Origin of the sequence: Acidovorax sp. sif1233, assembly GCF_019218755.1 — a bacterium.
GTDB lineage: Bacteria > Pseudomonadota > Gammaproteobacteria > Burkholderiales > Burkholderiaceae_C > Acidovorax.
Map to the genome: position 1 here is coordinate 114,413 of NZ_JAHUWZ010000010.1, position 15,828 is coordinate 130,240.

Below are 15,828 nucleotides of genomic sequence, written 5' to 3' on the forward strand. Positions count from 1 at the left end.
TCATCGTCGTCGTCAAGCGTAAACCAGCGTACCTTCGTCTTCGCCCATCACCACGCGCTTCAAGGCGCCATGCTTGATGATCGAGAACACCCGCACCGGCAGCTTCTGGTCGCGGCACAGCGCGAAGGCGGTCGCATCCATGATGCCCAGGTTGCGGGACATGGCCTCGTCGAAGCTGAGCTTCGTGTAGCGCGTGGCCGTGGGGTCCTTCTGGGGGTCGGCAGTATATACGCCGTCCACCTTGGTGGCCTTGAGCACCAGCTCGGCGCCGATCTCGGCACCGCGCAGGGCAGCCGCCGTGTCGGTGGTGAAGAACGGATTGCCCGTACCGGCCGCGAACACCACGACCTTGCCCTCTTCGAGGTACTGCAGGGCCTTGGGACGCACGTAGGGCTCGACGACCTGCTCGATGGCGATGGCGGACATCACGCGGGCCACCAGGCCCTGCTTGTCCATGGCGTCCGCCAGGGCCAGCGCGTTCATGACGGTGGCCAGCATGCCCATGTAGTCGGCGGTGGCACGGTCCATGCCGACCGAGCCGCCAGCCACGCCACGGAAAATGTTGCCCCCACCGATCACCACGGCCACCTGGACACCCAGGCGCGTCACTTCGGCGATCTCCTCCACCATGCGGACGATGGTGGCGCGGTTGATGCCGAAGGCGTCATCCCCCATCAGCGCCTCACCAGACAGCTTGAGCAGGATGCGCTTGTGGGCTGGTGCGGCGTGGGACATGGGAAATTTCTCCGGTGATAGATGCGGGGCTTGGGGGGTTGCGGAAACGATCAGGCAGCAGCCTTGGCAGCAGCCACCTGGGCAGCCACTTCGGCGGCGAAGTCGTCGACCTTCTTCTCGATGCCTTCACCCACGACGTAGAGCGTGAAGCCCTTCACGTTGGTGTTGGCGGCCTTGAGCATCTGGGCCACGGTCTGCTTGCCGTCGGCGGCCTTCACGAAGACCTGGTCAGCCAGCGAGACTTCCTTGAGGTACTTCTGCACGGCGCCGTCGATGCGCTTGGCGGTGATTTCCGCGCTTTGCGCGGGCTTGCCGGCGGCCACGAGTTCCTTGTTGGCTTCGTCGGCCTTGCCTTCGGCGACAGAGCGTTCCTTGGCGATCAGGTCGGCAGGCACGTCGGCGCTGGTCAGGGCCACGGGCTTCATGGCGGCCACGTGCATGGCCACGTCCTTGGCGGCAGCGGCATCGCCGTCGAACTCGACGACCACGCCAATGCGCGAGCCATGCAGGTAGGCTGCCAGGCTGGAGCCGCTGAAGCGCTTGAAGCGGCGGAACGACATGTTTTCGCCGATCTTGCCGATCAGGCCCTTGCGCACGTCTTCCAGCGTGGGGCCGAAGCTGTCCTGGCTGTAGGGCAGCGCGCCCAGGGCTTCGACGGTGGCGGGGTTGTGCTCGGCCACCAGCTTCGCGGCGGCATTGGCCATGGCGATGAAGCTGTCGTTCTTGGAGACGAAGTCGGTTTCGCTGTTGACTTCGACCAGGGCACCGGTGGTGCCGTCGATGTAGCTCGCCACCACGCCTTCGGCCGTGATGCGCGATGCAGCCTTGCCCGCCTTGGTGCCCAGCTTGACGCGCAGCAGCTCTTCGGCCTTGGCCATGTCGCCGTCGGCTTCCGTCAGGGCCTTCTTGCATTCCATCATGGGTGCGTCGGTCTTGCCACGCAGTTCAGCCACCATGCTTGCGGTAATTGCAGCCATCTTTATTCCTTCAGTGTTCAGTTCAATCGATTAGATTCAGCCTAAAAAAAAGGGGGCTCACCAGGGGCCCCGCTTTCATTCGCGACGGATCGCGCAGCCGGGTATCAGGCGGCGGCTTCTTGCACTTCCACGAACTCGTCGGAGCTCTCGGCCGTCACGGCCTTGACCACTTCGTTCACGGCGTTCGCACGGCCTTCGATGATCGCGTCGGCGATGCCACGGGCGTACAGCGTCACGGCCTTGGCCGAGTCGTCGTTGCCAGGGATCACGTAGTCGATGCCTTCAGGCGAGTGGTTCGTATCGACCACACCGATCAGCGGGATGCCGAGCTTCTTGGCTTCGGCCACGGCGATCTTGTGGAAGCCCACGTCGATGATGAAGATGGCGTCGGGCAGCGCAGCCATGTCCTGGATGCCGCCGATGTCCTTTTCGAGCTTCTCGATCTCGCGGGAGAACGTCAGCTGCTCCTTCTTGCTCAGGCTGTCCAGGCCAGCTTCTTGCTGGGCCTTCATGTCCTTGAGGCGCTTGATCGAGGTCTTGACCGTCTTGAAGTTGGTCAGCATGCCGCCCAGCCAGCGCTGGTCCACGAAGGGCACGCCAGCGCGCAGGGCTTCGGTGGACAGGATCTCACGGGCCTGGCGCTTCGTGCCGACCATCAGGATCGTGCCGCGGTTGGCAGCCAGTTGCTTGGCGAACTTCTGGGCTTCCTGGAACAGTGGCAGCGACTTTTCCAGGTTGATGATGTGGATCTTGTTGCGATGGCCGAAGATGTAGGGGGCCATCTTGGGGTTCCAGAAGCGGGTCTGGTGACCGAAGTGGACACCGGCTTCCAGCATTTCGCGCATGGTAACGGACATAAAAATACTCCAAAGGTTGGGTCTAAAATCCAGCCCCAATACTTGCGCCGCCGTGGTTTCTCACGAAAGACGCAACACCTTGACAGGGCTGGTTTGCGATTGGTTCTGCGCAAGCCGCCACACGCACATTGCGACAATGCCCGATCACACCGGATTGCACTGCCCCTTGCCCGCGTTACTGCTCCCAGCAAAACCCAAAGATTCTAGCACACCCATGCTCCCTGACCTGATCGCCACCCGCGACCGCCTGCGGGACGGCACCACCGCCGTGCCCGCAGAGCTGGAACGTTGCATCGAAGCCGCCCAGTCCCCTGCGAACACCCACAGTTTCGTGCGCACGCTGTTCGGGGAAGCGCGCACCAATGCGGTGCAAGCCAGCCTGGACCGCCTGCCCTTGGCCGGCCTGGCGGTATCGGTCAAGGACCTGTTCGACATCGCCGGCCAGCCCACGCCCGCCGGCTCCACGGTGCTGGCGGATGCGCCCGCCGCAGCGGCCGACAGCCCCGCGGTGGCGCGCCTGCGTGCCGCGGGTGGCGTTGTCATCGGCCGCACGAACATGGTGGAGTTCGCGTTTTCAGGCGTGGGGGTGAATCCGCATTTCGGCACGCCCGCGGCCTTCGATGCCCGGTCGGGCGCATTGCCCGGCGCGCCACGGGTTCCCGGCGGCTCGTCGTCGGGCGCCGCCGTGTCGGTGGCCACGGGGGCTGCGTTCATCGGACTGGGGTCGGACACGGGAGGGTCGATCCGCATTCCGGCGGCGCTCAACGGCATCGTGGGCTTCAAGAACACCGCGCGGCTGGTCCCCACGGCCGGGGCCGTCCCGCTGTCCACCACGCTCGACACGGCCTGCGCCATGACCCGCAGCGTGCGCGATGCCATCGTGGCGCACGAGGTGCTGGCCGCCCGGAGCGTCACGCGCAGCCTGGCACCGCTGTCGCAATACCGCCTGGCCGTCCCCTCGACGGTCTTCCTGGACGGCATGGACGCCACGGTGGCCCGGGCGTTCGAGCGCACCCTGTCCGCGCTGCGCGCGGCGGGCGCCACCATCGACACCATCGACATGCCCCCCATGCAGGAGCAGCCGCTGCATGGCTTCTCCGCGCCCGAAGCCTACGCCTGGCACCGCGAACTGCTGCAGCGCGCGGGCACGCGCTACGACCCCCGTGTGCGTGCGCGCATCGACAAGGGTGCGGCGCTGATGGCATGGGAATACATCGACCTGCTGCAGGCCCGCCAGCACTGGATGGCCCGCATGCACGCGTGCATGGAAGGCTACGACGTCCTGCTGTCCCCCACCGTGCCCATCGTGGCCCCCGCCCTGGCGGATGTGGCCCCGGCCGGCGGCCAGGACGCCGCGCAGGATGCGGCGCGCGACGCCGAGTTCTTCCGCGTCAACACCCTGCTGCTGCGCAATACCAGCGCCGTCAATCTGCTGGACGGCTGCGCGCTGTCCCTGCCCTGCCATGTACCGGGGGAACTCCCGGTGGGCCTGATGGTCTGGCACGGGGCCCTGCGGGATGACACCGTGCTCAACACGGGCCTGCAAATCGAAAAAATACTACAAAAACAATAGCTGCAAGCGCTTGATAATCAAGCTCTAGAGGCTAAAAACACCCAAATTCATGAAGATTGCCATCGTGGGCGCCGGCATTGTCGGCGTCACCACTGCCTATGAGCTGGCCAGCGACGGCCACGAGGTCACCGTGTTCGAGCAGCGCAGCGCTGCCGCCGAAGAAGCCAGTTTTGCCACGGCCGGCCTGCTGGGCTCCCACATGCTCAGCCCCTGGGCCCTGCCCGGCTTCGGCCAGGCGCTGCGGCTCATGGGCGCCCACGCCACGCTGCGGCTGGCGTCCGGCTTGGGCCAGGACCATCTGGCCTGGCTGTGGCGCTGGCGCCGCGCGGCACGCGCCAACAGCGCGCCGGCCCCGGCGCTGGAGCAACTGGCGCGGTACAGCCAGGAGCGCCTGAAGGCCATCGCCAGCCAGCACGAGCTGGATTTCGAATCCAGTGACGGACGCCTGGTGCTGCTGCGCAGCGAGCAGGAGCAGGCCGCGCTGCAGCCGGCCCTGCAGGTGCTGCGCGACTGCGGCGTGGCGGCACGCGAGATCGATGCCGCGACGGCGCGCCACATCGAGCCCGGGCTGTCCCCCGACGCCCCGCTGGCCTGCGCCATCCACCTGCCGGACGCCAGCGCCGGCAACTGCCGCCTGTTCGCGCAACTGCTGCGCCAGGGCACGCAGGGTTCGGGCGTGCAGTTCGCGTTCAACACCCGTGTCGAACGCATCGGCACCAGCCCCCTGGGCATTGCGGTGCCAGGCGAGCCCGAGCTGCGCCGCTTCGATGCCGTGGTGCTGTGCGCGGGCATGGCCTCGGCCGCGCTGCTGCCGCCGCTGGGGCTGCGCCTGCCGATGACCGCCGTGTACGGCTATTCGGTCAGCGCGCCCCTGCGTGAGTCCACGCACGCGCCACGCGCCAGCGTGGTGGACATGGCCCAGCAGATCTCCATCACCCGCCTGGGGCAGCGTGTGCGCATTGCCGGTGGCGCGGAGCTGGCGGGCGCTGACGCGGACCACCATGCGCCCACCCTGCAGCGCCTGTACCGCACGCTCAACGACTGGTTCCCCGGAGGGGCGCAGCTCTCCTCGGGGCTGCAGGTTTGGCGCGGCGCGCGCACCATGCTCCCCGACGCGGCCCCCGTGGTGGGCCCCAGCGGGGTGCCGGGGCTGTGGCTCAACACGGGCCACGGCGCCGGCGGCTGGGCCCTGGCCTGCGGGAGCGCCCGGGCCGTGGCGGACCTGATCGGCCAGCGCAGCCCCGAGATCGGCCTCGAGGAGTTCGGCATCCAGCGTTTCTAGAGCGTGCTGGAGCCCCCCCCCCGGAACGGGAGGCCCGGCAAACCCGCCAGGGATGCTGGGCGCGGGGATCGAAAGGGCCCGCGGCAACGCGCCGCGGCCACGAAAAAATGGGGCCAAAGCCCCATTCCAGCGACCGCGCGCCGGGTCCTACTTGGCCGTCGGCATCACGAACTCGGCCCCCTTGGGCGTGCTTTCAGGCCAGCGCTGCATGATGCTCTTTTGCTTGGTGTAGAAGCGCACGCCTTCCTCGCCGTAGGCGTGCATGTCGCCAAACAGGCTGCGCTTCCAGCCGCCAAAGCCATGCCAGGCCATGGGCACGGGAATCGGCACGTTGATGCCGACCATGCCGGCCTGGATGCGGCGGCCGAACTCGCGGGCCACGTTGCCGTCGCGCGTGAAGCAGGCCACGCCGTTGCCGAACTCATGGTCGTTGACCAGCTTCACGGCCTCGCCAAAATCCTTGGCGCGCACCACCGCCAGCACCGGGCCGAAGATCTCCTCCCGGTAGATGCGCATCTGCGGCGTGACATGGTCGAACAGGGTGCCTCCCATCCAGAAGCCGCCTTCGCAGCCCTCGCCGGCCTGCGCCGCGTCAAAGCCGCGGCCATCCACCAGCAATTGCGCGCCCTCCTTCACGCCCAGGTCGATGTAGCCCGAGATGCGCTCGTGGGCCGCGCGGGTGACGATGGGGCCCATTTCCGCCGCCAGGTTCGTGCCGTCGAGCACCTTGAGCGCCTTCGTGCGCTCGACGAGCTTGGGCACCACCTTGTCGGCGGCATCTCCCACCAGCACGGCCACGCTGATGGCCATGCAGCGCTCACCGGCCGATCCGTAGCCCGCGCCGATGAGGGCGTCCACGGCCTGGTCCATGTCGGCATCGGGCATGACGATCATGTGGTTCTTGGCGCCGCCCAGGGCCTGCACGCGCTTGCCGTGGCGGGCGCCGGTCTCGTAGATGTAGTTGGCGATGGGGGTGGAGCCGACAAAGCTGATCGCCCGGACATCGGGGTGCTCGATGAGCGCATCCACCGCCTCCTTGTCGCCCTGCACCACGTTGAAGACGCCGTCGGGCAGGCCCGCCTGCCGGAACAGGTCGGCCATGAGCAGCGAGGCCGTGGGATCGGTGGGGCTGGGCTTGAGCACGAAGGTGTTGCCGGTCGCGATGGCCACCGGAAACATCCACATGGGCACCATGACCGGAAAGTTGAAAGGCGTGATCCCCGCCACCACGCCCAGGGGCTGGCGCAACGTCCAGTTGTCGATGCCGGTGCTCACCTGGTCGGTGAAATCGCCCTTGAGCAGTTGCGGAACGCCGCAGGCGAACTCGATGATGTCGATGCCGCGCGCCACCTCGCCCTGCGCATCGGTGAACACCTTGCCATGCTCGGCCGTGATGGCGCGGGCCAGCGCATCCTTGTGCTGGTTGACCAGCTCCAGGAACTTGAACAGCACGCGGGCGCGGCGGATGGGCGGCGTGTCCGCCCAGGCGGGAAAGGCGGCCTGCGCGGCGGCCACGGCCGCATCCACATCGGCGCGGTGGGCCAGCGCCACGCGGCCCGTCACGGCGCCCGTGGCGGGATTGGTCACGTCCTGGCTGCGTGTGCTGGTGCCCATGGTGCGCTGGCCGTGGATGTAGTGGCCAATGGGGGCCGGCTGGGTGGCGGTGGTCATGCAAACCTCTTTCAAAGAACGGTGGAAAGTGGCCTGCAGTCTAGGAGCGACAACCCGCCGCGCCAAGACCATGGCGGTGAATTGATTGTTCACATTGATGAACAATAGAGCCATGAAATCGACAATCCATCCCAAACCCGAAGCCCTGTGGTCGCACCTGCACTGGCTCGTCGTGCTGGGCGAACAGGGCAGCTACACCGGCGCCGCCGCGCGCCTGGGCGTGAGCAAGGCGGCCATGAGCCAGCACATCGCGGAGCTGGAACGCGCGGCAGGCGTGCCGCTGGTGCGGCGCACCACGCGCAGCGTGGGCCTGACCGAGGCGGGGCGGCAGCTGGTGGACGACACGCGGGGCGCGTTCGACAGCATCGCCGAGAGCTTTGCGAGCGTGCGCGACCGCGCCGGCGTGCCCCAGGGCCGCCTGCGCGTGACCGCCCCCGTCGCGCTGGCACGCCAGCAACTGGTGCCCCGGCTGCCTGCGTTCGTGCGCGCCTATCCCGAAGTGCGGCTGGAGCTGGACCTGTCGGACAACCTGCGCTCGCTGACGCTCGAAGGGCTGGACCTGGCCATCCGCCACACCGCCGTGGCCCCCGACACCCATGTGGCCTGGCTGCTGTGCACCACGCGGTCCGTGCTGGTGGCCAGCCGCGCCTACCTGCGCCGCGCCGGCCTGCCCCGCACGCCCGGCGACCTGCGCGGGCACGACTGCCTGCACTACCCCCGCACCCAGGAAGCTCCGGCCTGGACCTTCGAGCCCGTGGTGCCGGGCACCGCCCCCCGACTGACCGTGCCCGTGGCCGGGCCGCTGGCCGCCAGCAACAGCGAGGCCCTGCGCGACGCGGCCCTGGCGGGCCTGGGCATCGCGCTGGTCCCCGACTTCAGCGCGCAGGCCGCGCTGCAGTCGGGCAAGCTCGTCCAGGTGCTGCCCGACTGGCGCTCCGTGGGCACCTTCAGCGAGACGATCCACGCGATACGTCCCTACTCGGCCCATGTGCCGCGTTCGGTGTCGGTGTTCGTGGAATGGCTGCGCGAGGCCTTTGCCCCCGGCTTCGGGGCATGAGGCCGTGCGCGGGCCGCGGCCCACGGGACGGGCGAAGCCGTGCGGCCATGCCCACCGCGAGGCGGACACCGTGGACCCGGCGGACGCACACCCAAAAAAAGAAAACCGCCCGCAGCGGCCCCGTGGGGCGCCGCAGGGCGGGCCTGCAGGTTCGGCGGCTTCTCAGGCCTTGATGCCCAGCCTGTCCACCAGTTGCTTGAACGTGGCGTTGTCCCGTGCGATCAGGGCGTTGAAGTCCGCCTGGTCCAGGTAGCCCTCCCCCATGTTCTGGCGGGCCATGGTGTCGCGCAGCGCGGGCTCCTGCAGGGTCTTGGCGATGGCGGCGCGCAATACCGCCACCACTTCGGGCGGAGTGCCCTTGGGCGCGGCCAGACCGCGCCAGCCCCCGATCACGAGGTCGATCTTGCGTTCCTTGAGCGTCGGCACCGCCTCCCACCCGGCGGCGATGCGCTGCTCTGACATCACGGCCAGAGGGCGGATCTTGCCCGCCGCCACATAGGTGGCCACCTCCACCGGCGTGACGGCCACCACCTCGATGTGCCCGCCCAGCAGGTCCAGCACGGCGGGGTTGGCACCGCGGTACGGCGCATGGTTGAACGACACGCCCACCTTGTCCTCCAGCGCCGCGGCCGCCAGATGCCCCAGCGAGCCCGGCCCCGCATTGCCCACGCGCACGCCGCCCGGGTTCTTGCGGGCGGCCGCCAGCAGGTCCTCGATGGTGCGCAGGGGGGAGTCCGCGCGCACGGCCAGCGTGGCCGGGTCGGCGTTCAGCCGCGCGATGGGGGTCAGGCTGTCGGCCGTGATCCTGGTGATGCCCATGTGGGGGATCATCGTGATCTCCACCGTGATGATGGCCAGCTTGTAGCCGTCTGGCCGGGCATTGGCCAGCTCGGTCCAGCCCACGGCGCCGCTGGCGCCCGCCTTGTTGAGAACGATCAGGTCCTGCGGCAGGTGCTTGCGCGCCGCCTCGGCCAGCGCCCGGGCCAGCACATCGGTGCCGCCGCCCGCGGCGAAGGGCACGATGAGTTCAATGGGCTTGCCGGGATAGGCCGCGGTCTGGGCGGCGGCGGGCAGCATGGCACCTGCGGCCAGGCTGGCCAGGGCCGCGCAGGCATGGCGGCGGTTCAGGGAAACGGTCATGGCGTGGTGTCTCGTGTCGGGTATCAGGGGTCGTATCGGCCCGGTCAATCAAGGCGGATGTTGGCGGCGCGGATCACGCCCGCCCACAGCTTCTGTTCGCTGCGCACGAAGTCGGTGAACTGCTGGGGCGTCATGGACAGCGGCTGGATGCCGATCTCTTCGAGCTTGGCGCGCGTCTCGGGATGGCGCAGGGCGGCCGCCAGGTCCTTGTTCAGGCGCTCCACCACCGCCGCAGGCATCCGGGCCGGGCCCACGAACCCCTGCCACGCATAGGCCTCGAAGCCGGGTACGCCGGCCTCGGCCATGGTGGGCACATCGGGCAGGATGGACAGCCGCTGCGGCGTGGCCACGGCCAGCACGCGCACCTTGCCCGCCTTGATCATCGACAGGCTGGGCGGAAGGTCGACGAACATCGACTGCACCTGGCCCGCCATGAGGTCCTGCAGCGCCGGGGCCGAGCCCTTGTAGGGGACATGCAGGATGTCCGTGCCGGTGCGCTGCTTGAACAGTTCCAGCGCCACGTGCAGCGGAGAGCCCGGGCCCGACGAGGCCGACGAGACGGTCCCCGGGCTCTTGCGCACCTGGGCCAGGAACTCCTGCATGTTCCGGGCCGGGAAGTCGGGGTGCACGGCCAGCACCAGGGGCATGCGGCCCAGGCCGCCGATGAAGCTGAAGTCCTTCTCGGCGTTGTAGCTCAGCGCGGAATACATGGCCGGGTTGAAGGCCAGCGTGCCCGAATCGGCCGTGCCCACGGTGTAGCCGTCGGCCGCGGAGCGCGCGATGAAGGTGGCGCCGATGATGCTGGCCGCGCCCGGCTTGTTGTCCACCACCACGGGCTGGCCCAGGTCCTGCCCCATGCGCACGGCCAGGCTGCGCGCGATCACGTCGGTGGTGCCGCCGGGCGCATAGGGAACCACCCATTTGACGGGCTGGGACGGGTAGGCGGCGGTCTGCGCCTGGGCGCCGAGCGTGCAGGCGAGCAGTGCACCGGCAAGGATGCGAAGGGTGTTGCGTTTCATGGTGTGTTTGTCTCCAGAGGTTGGCGGTTCAGGGGCAAGGTTTTCTGCGAACCTTTTCGGAAATCTTTGGTGTTTTTGAGCTCTTGCGCTTGATGCGATTGCGCCAGCAGCTATCAAATAAATAGCATCAGCGCGGCGCGACCATCCAGGCATGCGCGGGATCGTTCCTGAACGCCCAGCGGCGCTCGGGCCCCGCCATGGTGTTGAGGTAGTACAGGTCGTAGCCATGCGGGGCCACGCAGGGGTGGTAGCCGCGCGGCACCATCACCGTGTCGCGGTGTTCCACGGCCATGGATTCGTCCAGCGAGCGGTCGTCGGTGTACACGCGCTGAAAGGCGAATCCCTGCGCGGGATGGAGCTGGTGGTAGTAGGTTTCCTCGAGCACGGTTTCGGCGTGTGGCTGGCCCGCGTCGGCGCTGTCGTGCTTGTGCGGCGGGTAGCTCGATGAATGCCCGGCCGGGGTGATCACCTCCACGACCAGCAGGCCTTCGGCGGGCTGCGACTCGGGCAGGATGTCGCAGACGTGGCGCGTGTTGCTGCCCTGCCCGCGCACGCTGCGCTGCATCTGCGCGGGTTCGATCACCCGCTCGGGATACAGGCCGCGCGCCGGCGCGCTGCTCAACGCCACCTCGGCGGCGCCCCGCGCCACGATGCGCACCGCCCGGTCTGGCGGCACATACACGGCCGTGGGCGAGGCCTCCTCGAACACCGAGGCACGGCTGCCCAGGGCCCGGTAGGCCTGTGCGCCCACGTGCACGTCCACCTGCCCGCTGAGCACCGTGATGCACAGCTCGCGCGCGCCGGTGGCCAGCGACTCCTCGTCCCCCGCGCCCAGGCGCAGGGCCTTGAACCCCACGTGGGTCCATCCGGCCGTGGCCGGCGTCACATCCACCACCACCCGGCCCGACGGGTTGGCCTTGACAAGCAGTGTCATGCGGGCACTCCCGCGGCGTCGGGGGCGGTGGCGGCCTGCGCCGGCCGGCTGTCGCGCCAGCCCGCGATGAGGCGGCGGAAATTGGCGGTCACCTGGGCCTGCAGCCCGGCGTCGTCGATCTCGCCCTTGAGCCAGGCCAGGCTGGGCCCGGCCCAGACGGTGCGCCCGATCATGAAGCCCTTGACGATGGGCGCGCGCGCCTCGGCAAAGCCTGCGATGAGCTGCTCCACCGGCTGCGACAGCCCCAGGATCACCGCGCCACGGCAGTACGGGTCGCGCTCGCGCACCAGGGCGTCCAGCGCCTCCCAGTGGCGCGCGGCCATGGCGCCGACCTTCCACCACTCGGGCTTGAGGCCGATCCCGTAGAAGTGGCGGATGGCGCGCAGCACGGCCTCGCCGGTATCGCCCGGGGCCAGCATGTCCTTGGGCGGAATCACCTCCAGCAGCAGTTCATGCCCGCTGGCGCGCGTGGCCTCCCACACCTGCTGCAGCCACTCGTCCTGCTCGGCGCGCAGCGCGGCCGCGTCGTCCGGGTGGTAGAACACCAGGCATTTCACGACCTGCTCGCGCGGCCAGTGCACCAGCTGCGAGGCCAGCGAATGCGTGCCGTCGAAACGCAGCGGGCGCGAGCCGGGCCGCTCGATCGGGCGCCCCAGCCACCAGCCCCGGCCCGTGGCGCCATGCAGCGCGGCCTCGCCGATGCGTCCGTCGATCAGCACGCCCATGCGCCCCCCGCACCCGGGGTCCCGCTCGACCTCGGCCACCACGGCGTTGAGCAGCTGCTTGAGCACGGGCAGGCGTGCGCCCTGCGCACCGGCCTGGCGCGCCAGGTCTTCAAACTGGGCGCGGTGGTCGTAGGCCAGCACGAACAGCTCGGTCCACTGCGGCCGCGCCGCCGTCACCCGGTGCAGATGGGCCAGTTGCGGGTCCTGGTCGGGCCGGGGGTGGCGGTGCCCCGAGAACCAGTGGGCCAGCTCGGCCGGTGTGGGCATGGCGGGCGCGCAGCCGTGGCGCGACACCACGATGGCCCCGCAGGCATTGGCGATCGCCGCCGACTCGACCAGGGTCTTGCCCCGCAGCAGGCCCGACAGCAGGCCCGACGCGAAGGCATCGCCCGCGCCCAGCACGTTGAGCACCTCGATGCGCTCGCCCAGCACCGTGGACGCATCGTCCAGGGCGGCGGGCACCGCCCCCTCGATGATGCTGCAGCCCAGCGGGCCCCGCTTGACCACCAGCACGGCCTGTGTGTGCCCGCGCACTGCGCGCAGGCTGGCCATCAGGTCCCCGGGCATGCCGCCGGCGATCAGCCACTCCTCTTCGGTGCCGATGATGAGCTCGAACGATCCGAGCTGCGCCTGCAGGTGGCGGCTCACCGCGTCGCTGCCCACGTAGCGCGTTTCGCCATCGCCCTTGGCGGCCAGCCCCCACAGCACGGGGCGGTAGTCGATGTCCAGCACCCGCACCAGGCCATGGCGCTGCGCGATGTCCAGCGCGCGGCGGCTCGCGGCCAGCACGGTGGGCGTGCTCAGGTGCGTTCCGGTGATCACCAGGCTGCGGCAGCACGCCAGGAACTCCTCGCTGATCGCGTCGGCGTCCAGCGCCATGTCGGCGCAGTTCTCGCGGGCGAAAAGCAGGGGGAAGGTGTCCTGGTCCTTGATGCCCAGCAGCACCATGCCCGTCAGGCGCTGGTCGTCCACCTGCACCTGGCTCACGTCGCAGCCCTCGCGCCGCAGGGTGTCGAGCAGGAAGCGGCCGTTCTGCTCATTGCCCACGCGCGACACCATGGCCGAGCGCAGCCCCAGCCGGGCAGTGCCAAAGGCGATGTTGGCCGACGAGCCTCCCAGGTATTTGGCGAAACTGGTCGCGGCCTCCAGGCTGCAGCCGATCTGCTGGGCATAGAGGTCCACGGCCAGCCGGCCCAGGCAGGCCACGTCAAAGGGCCGGTTGGAAGGAAAAGAGAGCATGCACGGGTCTCCGCAAGGGCGCGGCGGCGGGAAAGCGCGCGCCGGATAATGGTTCGTTGCGCCTATGATAGCCCAAAATAGAAAATATTTTCTAATTTAATGAAAAATAGAAACACCCTGACCGATCCCATTGCCACGCCCCCCGGCAACGCGTCCGCCCCCTACCCCGACGCGGACGCGTTCCTGGCGGCCGTGCATGCGGGCTTCGAGCCCTTGAGCCGCCAGCTCAAGACCATCGCGCGCTATGTCGAGAAGCAACGCGACCAGCTGGCGCTCGATGGCGTGCAGGCCACGGCCGCGCAATGCGGCGTGCAGCCGTCGGCACTGGTGCGGTTTGCCAAGCATTTCGGGTTTTCGGGCTACACGGAAATGCAGGCCCTGTTCCGCGCCGGAGCCGTGCGGCAGCTGGCCCCCAACCGCAACTACCAGGAGCGCATCCGCGAACTGATCGTGCCCGGCGGCAGCGCGCGGTCGGCCGCCCAGCTCGCGCACGAGGTGATCGACGGCAACATCGACAGCCTGCAGGCGCTGCAGCGCAACCTGCCGGACGCACAGTTCGATGCGGCGGTGGAGCTGATGCTGCAGGCCCCCGCGCTCTGGCTGGCCGCATCGCGCCGCGCGTTTCCGGTGGGCGCCTACCTGGCCTACGCGCTGCAGCACACGGCCAAGCCGGTGCACTGGCTGCACGGGCTGGGTTTCATGCACCAGGGCGAGCTGCGCGCCCTGGCGTCCGGCGATGTGCTGGTCGCCGTCTCGTTCGAGCCCTACGCGCAGGAGACCCTGGAGCTCGCGCAGGCGGCGGTGGCGCGCGGCGCGCGCCTGCTTGCCATCACCGACAGCCAGCTGAGCCCGCTCGCGGCCCTGGCCAGCGCCACCCTGATCGCGCAGGACGGTGCCACCTTTGGTTTCCGCTCGCTCACCAGCACGCTGAGCCTCGCGCAATCGCTGTTCCTGGGCCTGGCCTACCGGATGGAGCTGGCCTACGACCACCGCTCCACGGCGAAGCCCTGAGCCCGCCGCCCCCGGCACCCACCCCGACCACCACCCGCCACCACCTGCCAGCCCCCGCCCATGCACCCCATCACGCCCCAGCAGCCGCACCCTCTGTTCAACACGGCAGCCACGCGGCGCATGGAGCAGCAGGCCGCCGCCGCCCTGCCCCCGCACACGCTGATGCAGCGGGCGGGCCTGGCCGTGGCCCGCCTGGCCCGGGCGCTCGCCCCCCATGCGCGCACCGTGTGGATAGCCTGTGGCCCCGGCAACAACGGCGGCGACGGCCTGGAGGCCGCCCTGCACCTGCAGCGCGACGGACGGCGCGTGGTGGTCACCTGGCTGGGCAACCCGGACCGCGCGCCCGCCAATGCCCGCCGTTCGTGGGAACGCGCGCGGGACGCGGGCGTGCTGTGGGCCGACAGCGCCCCCGAAGACCTCACGGTCTCCGACCTGTGCATCGACGCGCTGCTGGGCATCGGCGTGGGAGCCAACCCCGCCAGCCCCCCGGCCCGCGAACCGGACGAGCGGCTGCGCCGCTGCCTGGAGGCCCTGCAGCGCAGCCCCGCGCCCGTGCTGGCGGTGGACCTGCCCAGCGGTCTGGACGCCGATACGGGACAGTTCGCGGCGGGCTTCGCGCCCGACGCGGCCCACCCGCCGCGCGCCGCGCGGCACACGCTGAGCCTGCTCACCCTCAAGCCCGGCCTCTTCACCGGCGCGGGGCGTGACGCCACGGGCAGGGTGTGGTTTGACGCGCTGGGCACGGAGGCCGGGCACGAGCCCCCCAGCGCCTGGCTTTGTGGCCCCGCGCTGGCGGCACCACGCGCCCATGCCAGCCACAAGGGCAGCTATGGCGACGTGGCCGTGGTGGGGGGAGAGGGGCTGGCGGGGCGTGGCATGGGCATGGCGGGCGCCGCCCTGCTGGCCGCGTCCGCGGCCTTGCATGGCGGCGCGGGGCGTGTGCTGGTGGCCCTGCTCGACGGCGGCCATCTGGAGCTGGACCTGCAGCAACCCGAGCTGATGTTCCGCCGCTTCGACGCCCTGGCGCTGGAACAGCTCACCGTGGTCTGCGGCTGCGGCGGCGGCGAGGCCGTCGCCCATGTGCTGCCGGGCGTCATCACGCGCTCGGCGCGGCTGGTGCTGGACGCCGATGCCCTCAACACCATCGCCAGCCAGGCCGCCCTGCACGCGCTGGTGGTGGCGCGCGGCCAGCACGGCTTGCCCACGGTGCTGACGCCCCACCCGCTGGAGGCCGCCCGGCTGCTGGGCCTGTCCACCGCCGAGGTGCAGGCGGACCGCCTGGACGCGGCCCAGCAACTGGCCTCGCAGTTCAACTGCGTGGCCGTGCTCAAGGGCTCGGGCACGGTGGTGGCGGCCCCCGGCCGCGTGCCCGCGATCAACCCCACGGGCAATGCACGGCTGGCCACCGCGGGCACGGGGGATGTGCTCGCCGGCATGGTCGCGGCGCACATGGCCGCCGGGGCCAGTGCCCTGCGCGCCGCCTGCGAGGCGGTGTATGGCCACGGGCTGGCGGCAGATGCCTGGCCGGCCGGGCTGGCGCTCACCGCCAGCGGGCTCGCGCGGCGCGCGGGCGGCTGACGGCACGGCCAGCGTTGTCCGCGCCACGGC

13 protein-coding genes are annotated in these 15,828 nt (G+C 69.9%); 5 read left to right on the forward strand and 8 right to left on the reverse strand.

Translation table 11 applies throughout. The features are described 5' to 3' along the window. Nucleotides 1–12: 12 nt before the first annotated feature. The 3 genes from pyrH to rpsB form a co-directional block, all read right to left on the reverse strand. The gene (gene pyrH / locus KW843_RS24180) at nt 13–735 is read right to left on the reverse strand and encodes a UMP kinase (protein ID WP_056413356.1); all 723 of its coding nucleotides are present in this window, start codon (nt 733–735) and stop codon (nt 13–15) included. A 50-nt stretch (nt 736–785) separates the two neighbouring features. Further along, nucleotides 786–1,712 (reverse strand): translation elongation factor Ts, encoded by a 927-nt coding sequence (tsf, locus tag KW843_RS24185; protein WP_218297696.1) that lies wholly within the window; start codon nt 1,710–1,712, stop codon nt 786–788. A 104-nt stretch (nt 1,713–1,816) separates the two neighbouring features. Then, on the reverse strand, nt 1,817–2,569 hold the full coding sequence (rpsB, locus tag KW843_RS24190; RefSeq protein ID WP_218297697.1) for a 30S ribosomal protein S2: 753 nt from the start codon (nt 2,567–2,569) through the stop codon (nt 1,817–1,819). Nucleotides 2,570–2,783: 214 nt separating this feature from the next. On the opposite strand from rpsB, the gene KW843_RS24195 reads away from it, so the two are divergent. Beyond that, entirely contained in the window at nt 2,784–4,142 is a 1,359-nt protein-coding gene (locus tag KW843_RS24195) for an amidase (RefSeq protein WP_218297698.1), read from the forward strand. Between the two features lie 49 nt (nt 4,143–4,191). Further along, nucleotides 4,192–5,424 (forward strand): FAD-dependent oxidoreductase, encoded by a 1,233-nt coding sequence (locus KW843_RS24200; RefSeq protein WP_218297699.1) that lies wholly within the window; start codon nt 4,192–4,194, stop codon nt 5,422–5,424. A gap of 147 nt (nt 5,425–5,571) precedes the next feature. Here KW843_RS24200 and KW843_RS24205 read toward each other — a convergent pair whose 3' ends face one another. Beyond that, a complete protein-coding gene (locus KW843_RS24205) occupies nt 5,572–7,095 on the reverse strand; it encodes a CoA-acylating methylmalonate-semialdehyde dehydrogenase (RefSeq protein ID WP_218297700.1) in 1,524 nt (507 codons plus the stop codon). Between the two features lie 112 nt (nt 7,096–7,207). Between KW843_RS24205 and KW843_RS24210 the strand changes: the two genes are divergently transcribed. Continuing rightward, nucleotides 7,208–8,152, forward strand: a complete 945-nt coding sequence (locus tag KW843_RS24210; RefSeq protein WP_218297701.1) for a LysR family transcriptional regulator — start codon at nt 7,208–7,210, stop codon at nt 8,150–8,152. A 162-nt stretch (nt 8,153–8,314) separates the two neighbouring features. Here the strand turns inward: KW843_RS24210 and KW843_RS24215 are convergent, their stop codons facing one another. From KW843_RS24215 to iolC, 4 genes are all read right to left on the reverse strand, one after another. Continuing rightward, nucleotides 8,315–9,292, reverse strand: coding sequence for a tripartite tricarboxylate transporter substrate binding protein (locus KW843_RS24215; protein WP_218297702.1), 978 nt, complete (start codon nt 9,290–9,292; stop codon nt 8,315–8,317). Between the two features lie 44 nt (nt 9,293–9,336). Continuing rightward, nucleotides 9,337–10,311, reverse strand: coding sequence for a tripartite tricarboxylate transporter substrate binding protein (locus KW843_RS24220; protein ID WP_218297703.1), 975 nt, complete (start codon nt 10,309–10,311; stop codon nt 9,337–9,339). Between the two features lie 127 nt (nt 10,312–10,438). Further along, nucleotides 10,439–11,245: a 5-deoxy-glucuronate isomerase gene (gene iolB, locus KW843_RS24225; RefSeq protein ID WP_218297704.1), complete on the reverse strand. Its 807-nt coding sequence runs from the start codon at nt 11,243–11,245 to the stop codon at nt 10,439–10,441. Further along, a complete protein-coding gene (gene iolC, locus KW843_RS24230) occupies nt 11,242–13,209 on the reverse strand; it encodes a 5-dehydro-2-deoxygluconokinase (RefSeq protein WP_218297705.1) in 1,968 nt (655 codons plus the stop codon). The genes iolB and iolC overlap by 4 nt, the downstream gene beginning before the upstream one ends. A gap of 99 nt (nt 13,210–13,308) precedes the next feature. Between iolC and KW843_RS24235 the strand changes: the two genes are divergently transcribed. After that, nucleotides 13,309–14,220, forward strand: a complete 912-nt coding sequence (locus tag KW843_RS24235; protein WP_218297706.1) for a MurR/RpiR family transcriptional regulator — start codon at nt 13,309–13,311, stop codon at nt 14,218–14,220. A gap of 60 nt (nt 14,221–14,280) precedes the next feature. Then, entirely contained in the window at nt 14,281–15,798 is a 1,518-nt protein-coding gene (locus KW843_RS24240) for an NAD(P)H-hydrate dehydratase (RefSeq protein ID WP_218297707.1), read from the forward strand. Nucleotides 15,799–15,828: the final 30 nt, after the last annotated feature.

What these genes read in the sequence shown, in the direction of transcription:
- pyrH (WP_056413356.1), bottom strand. Translation starts at nt 735, where the DNA reads ATGTCCCACGCCGCACCAGCCCACAAGCGCATCCTGCTCAAGCTGTCT.
- tsf (WP_218297696.1), bottom strand. Translation starts at nt 1,712, where the DNA reads ATGGCTGCAATTACCGCAAGCATGGTGGCTGAACTGCGTGGCAAGACC.
- rpsB (WP_218297697.1), bottom strand. Translation starts at nt 2,569, where the DNA reads ATGTCCGTTACCATGCGCGAAATGCTGGAAGCCGGTGTCCACTTCGGT.
- KW843_RS24195 (WP_218297698.1), top strand. Translation starts at nt 2,784, where the DNA reads ATGCTCCCTGACCTGATCGCCACCCGCGACCGCCTGCGGGACGGCACC.
- KW843_RS24200 (WP_218297699.1), top strand. Translation starts at nt 4,192, where the DNA reads ATGAAGATTGCCATCGTGGGCGCCGGCATTGTCGGCGTCACCACTGCC.
- KW843_RS24205 (WP_218297700.1), bottom strand. Translation starts at nt 7,095, where the DNA reads ATGACCACCGCCACCCAGCCGGCCCCCATTGGCCACTACATCCACGGC.
- KW843_RS24210 (WP_218297701.1), top strand. Translation starts at nt 7,208, where the DNA reads ATGAAATCGACAATCCATCCCAAACCCGAAGCCCTGTGGTCGCACCTG.
- KW843_RS24215 (WP_218297702.1), bottom strand. Translation starts at nt 9,292, where the DNA reads ATGACCGTTTCCCTGAACCGCCGCCATGCCTGCGCGGCCCTGGCCAGC.
- KW843_RS24220 (WP_218297703.1), bottom strand. Translation starts at nt 10,311, where the DNA reads ATGAAACGCAACACCCTTCGCATCCTTGCCGGTGCACTGCTCGCCTGC.
- iolB (WP_218297704.1), bottom strand. Translation starts at nt 11,245, where the DNA reads ATGACACTGCTTGTCAAGGCCAACCCGTCGGGCCGGGTGGTGGTGGAT.
- iolC (WP_218297705.1), bottom strand. Translation starts at nt 13,209, where the DNA reads ATGCTCTCTTTTCCTTCCAACCGGCCCTTTGACGTGGCCTGCCTGGGC.
- KW843_RS24235 (WP_218297706.1), top strand. Translation starts at nt 13,309, where the DNA reads ATGAAAAATAGAAACACCCTGACCGATCCCATTGCCACGCCCCCCGGC.
- KW843_RS24240 (WP_218297707.1), top strand. Translation starts at nt 14,281, where the DNA reads ATGCACCCCATCACGCCCCAGCAGCCGCACCCTCTGTTCAACACGGCA.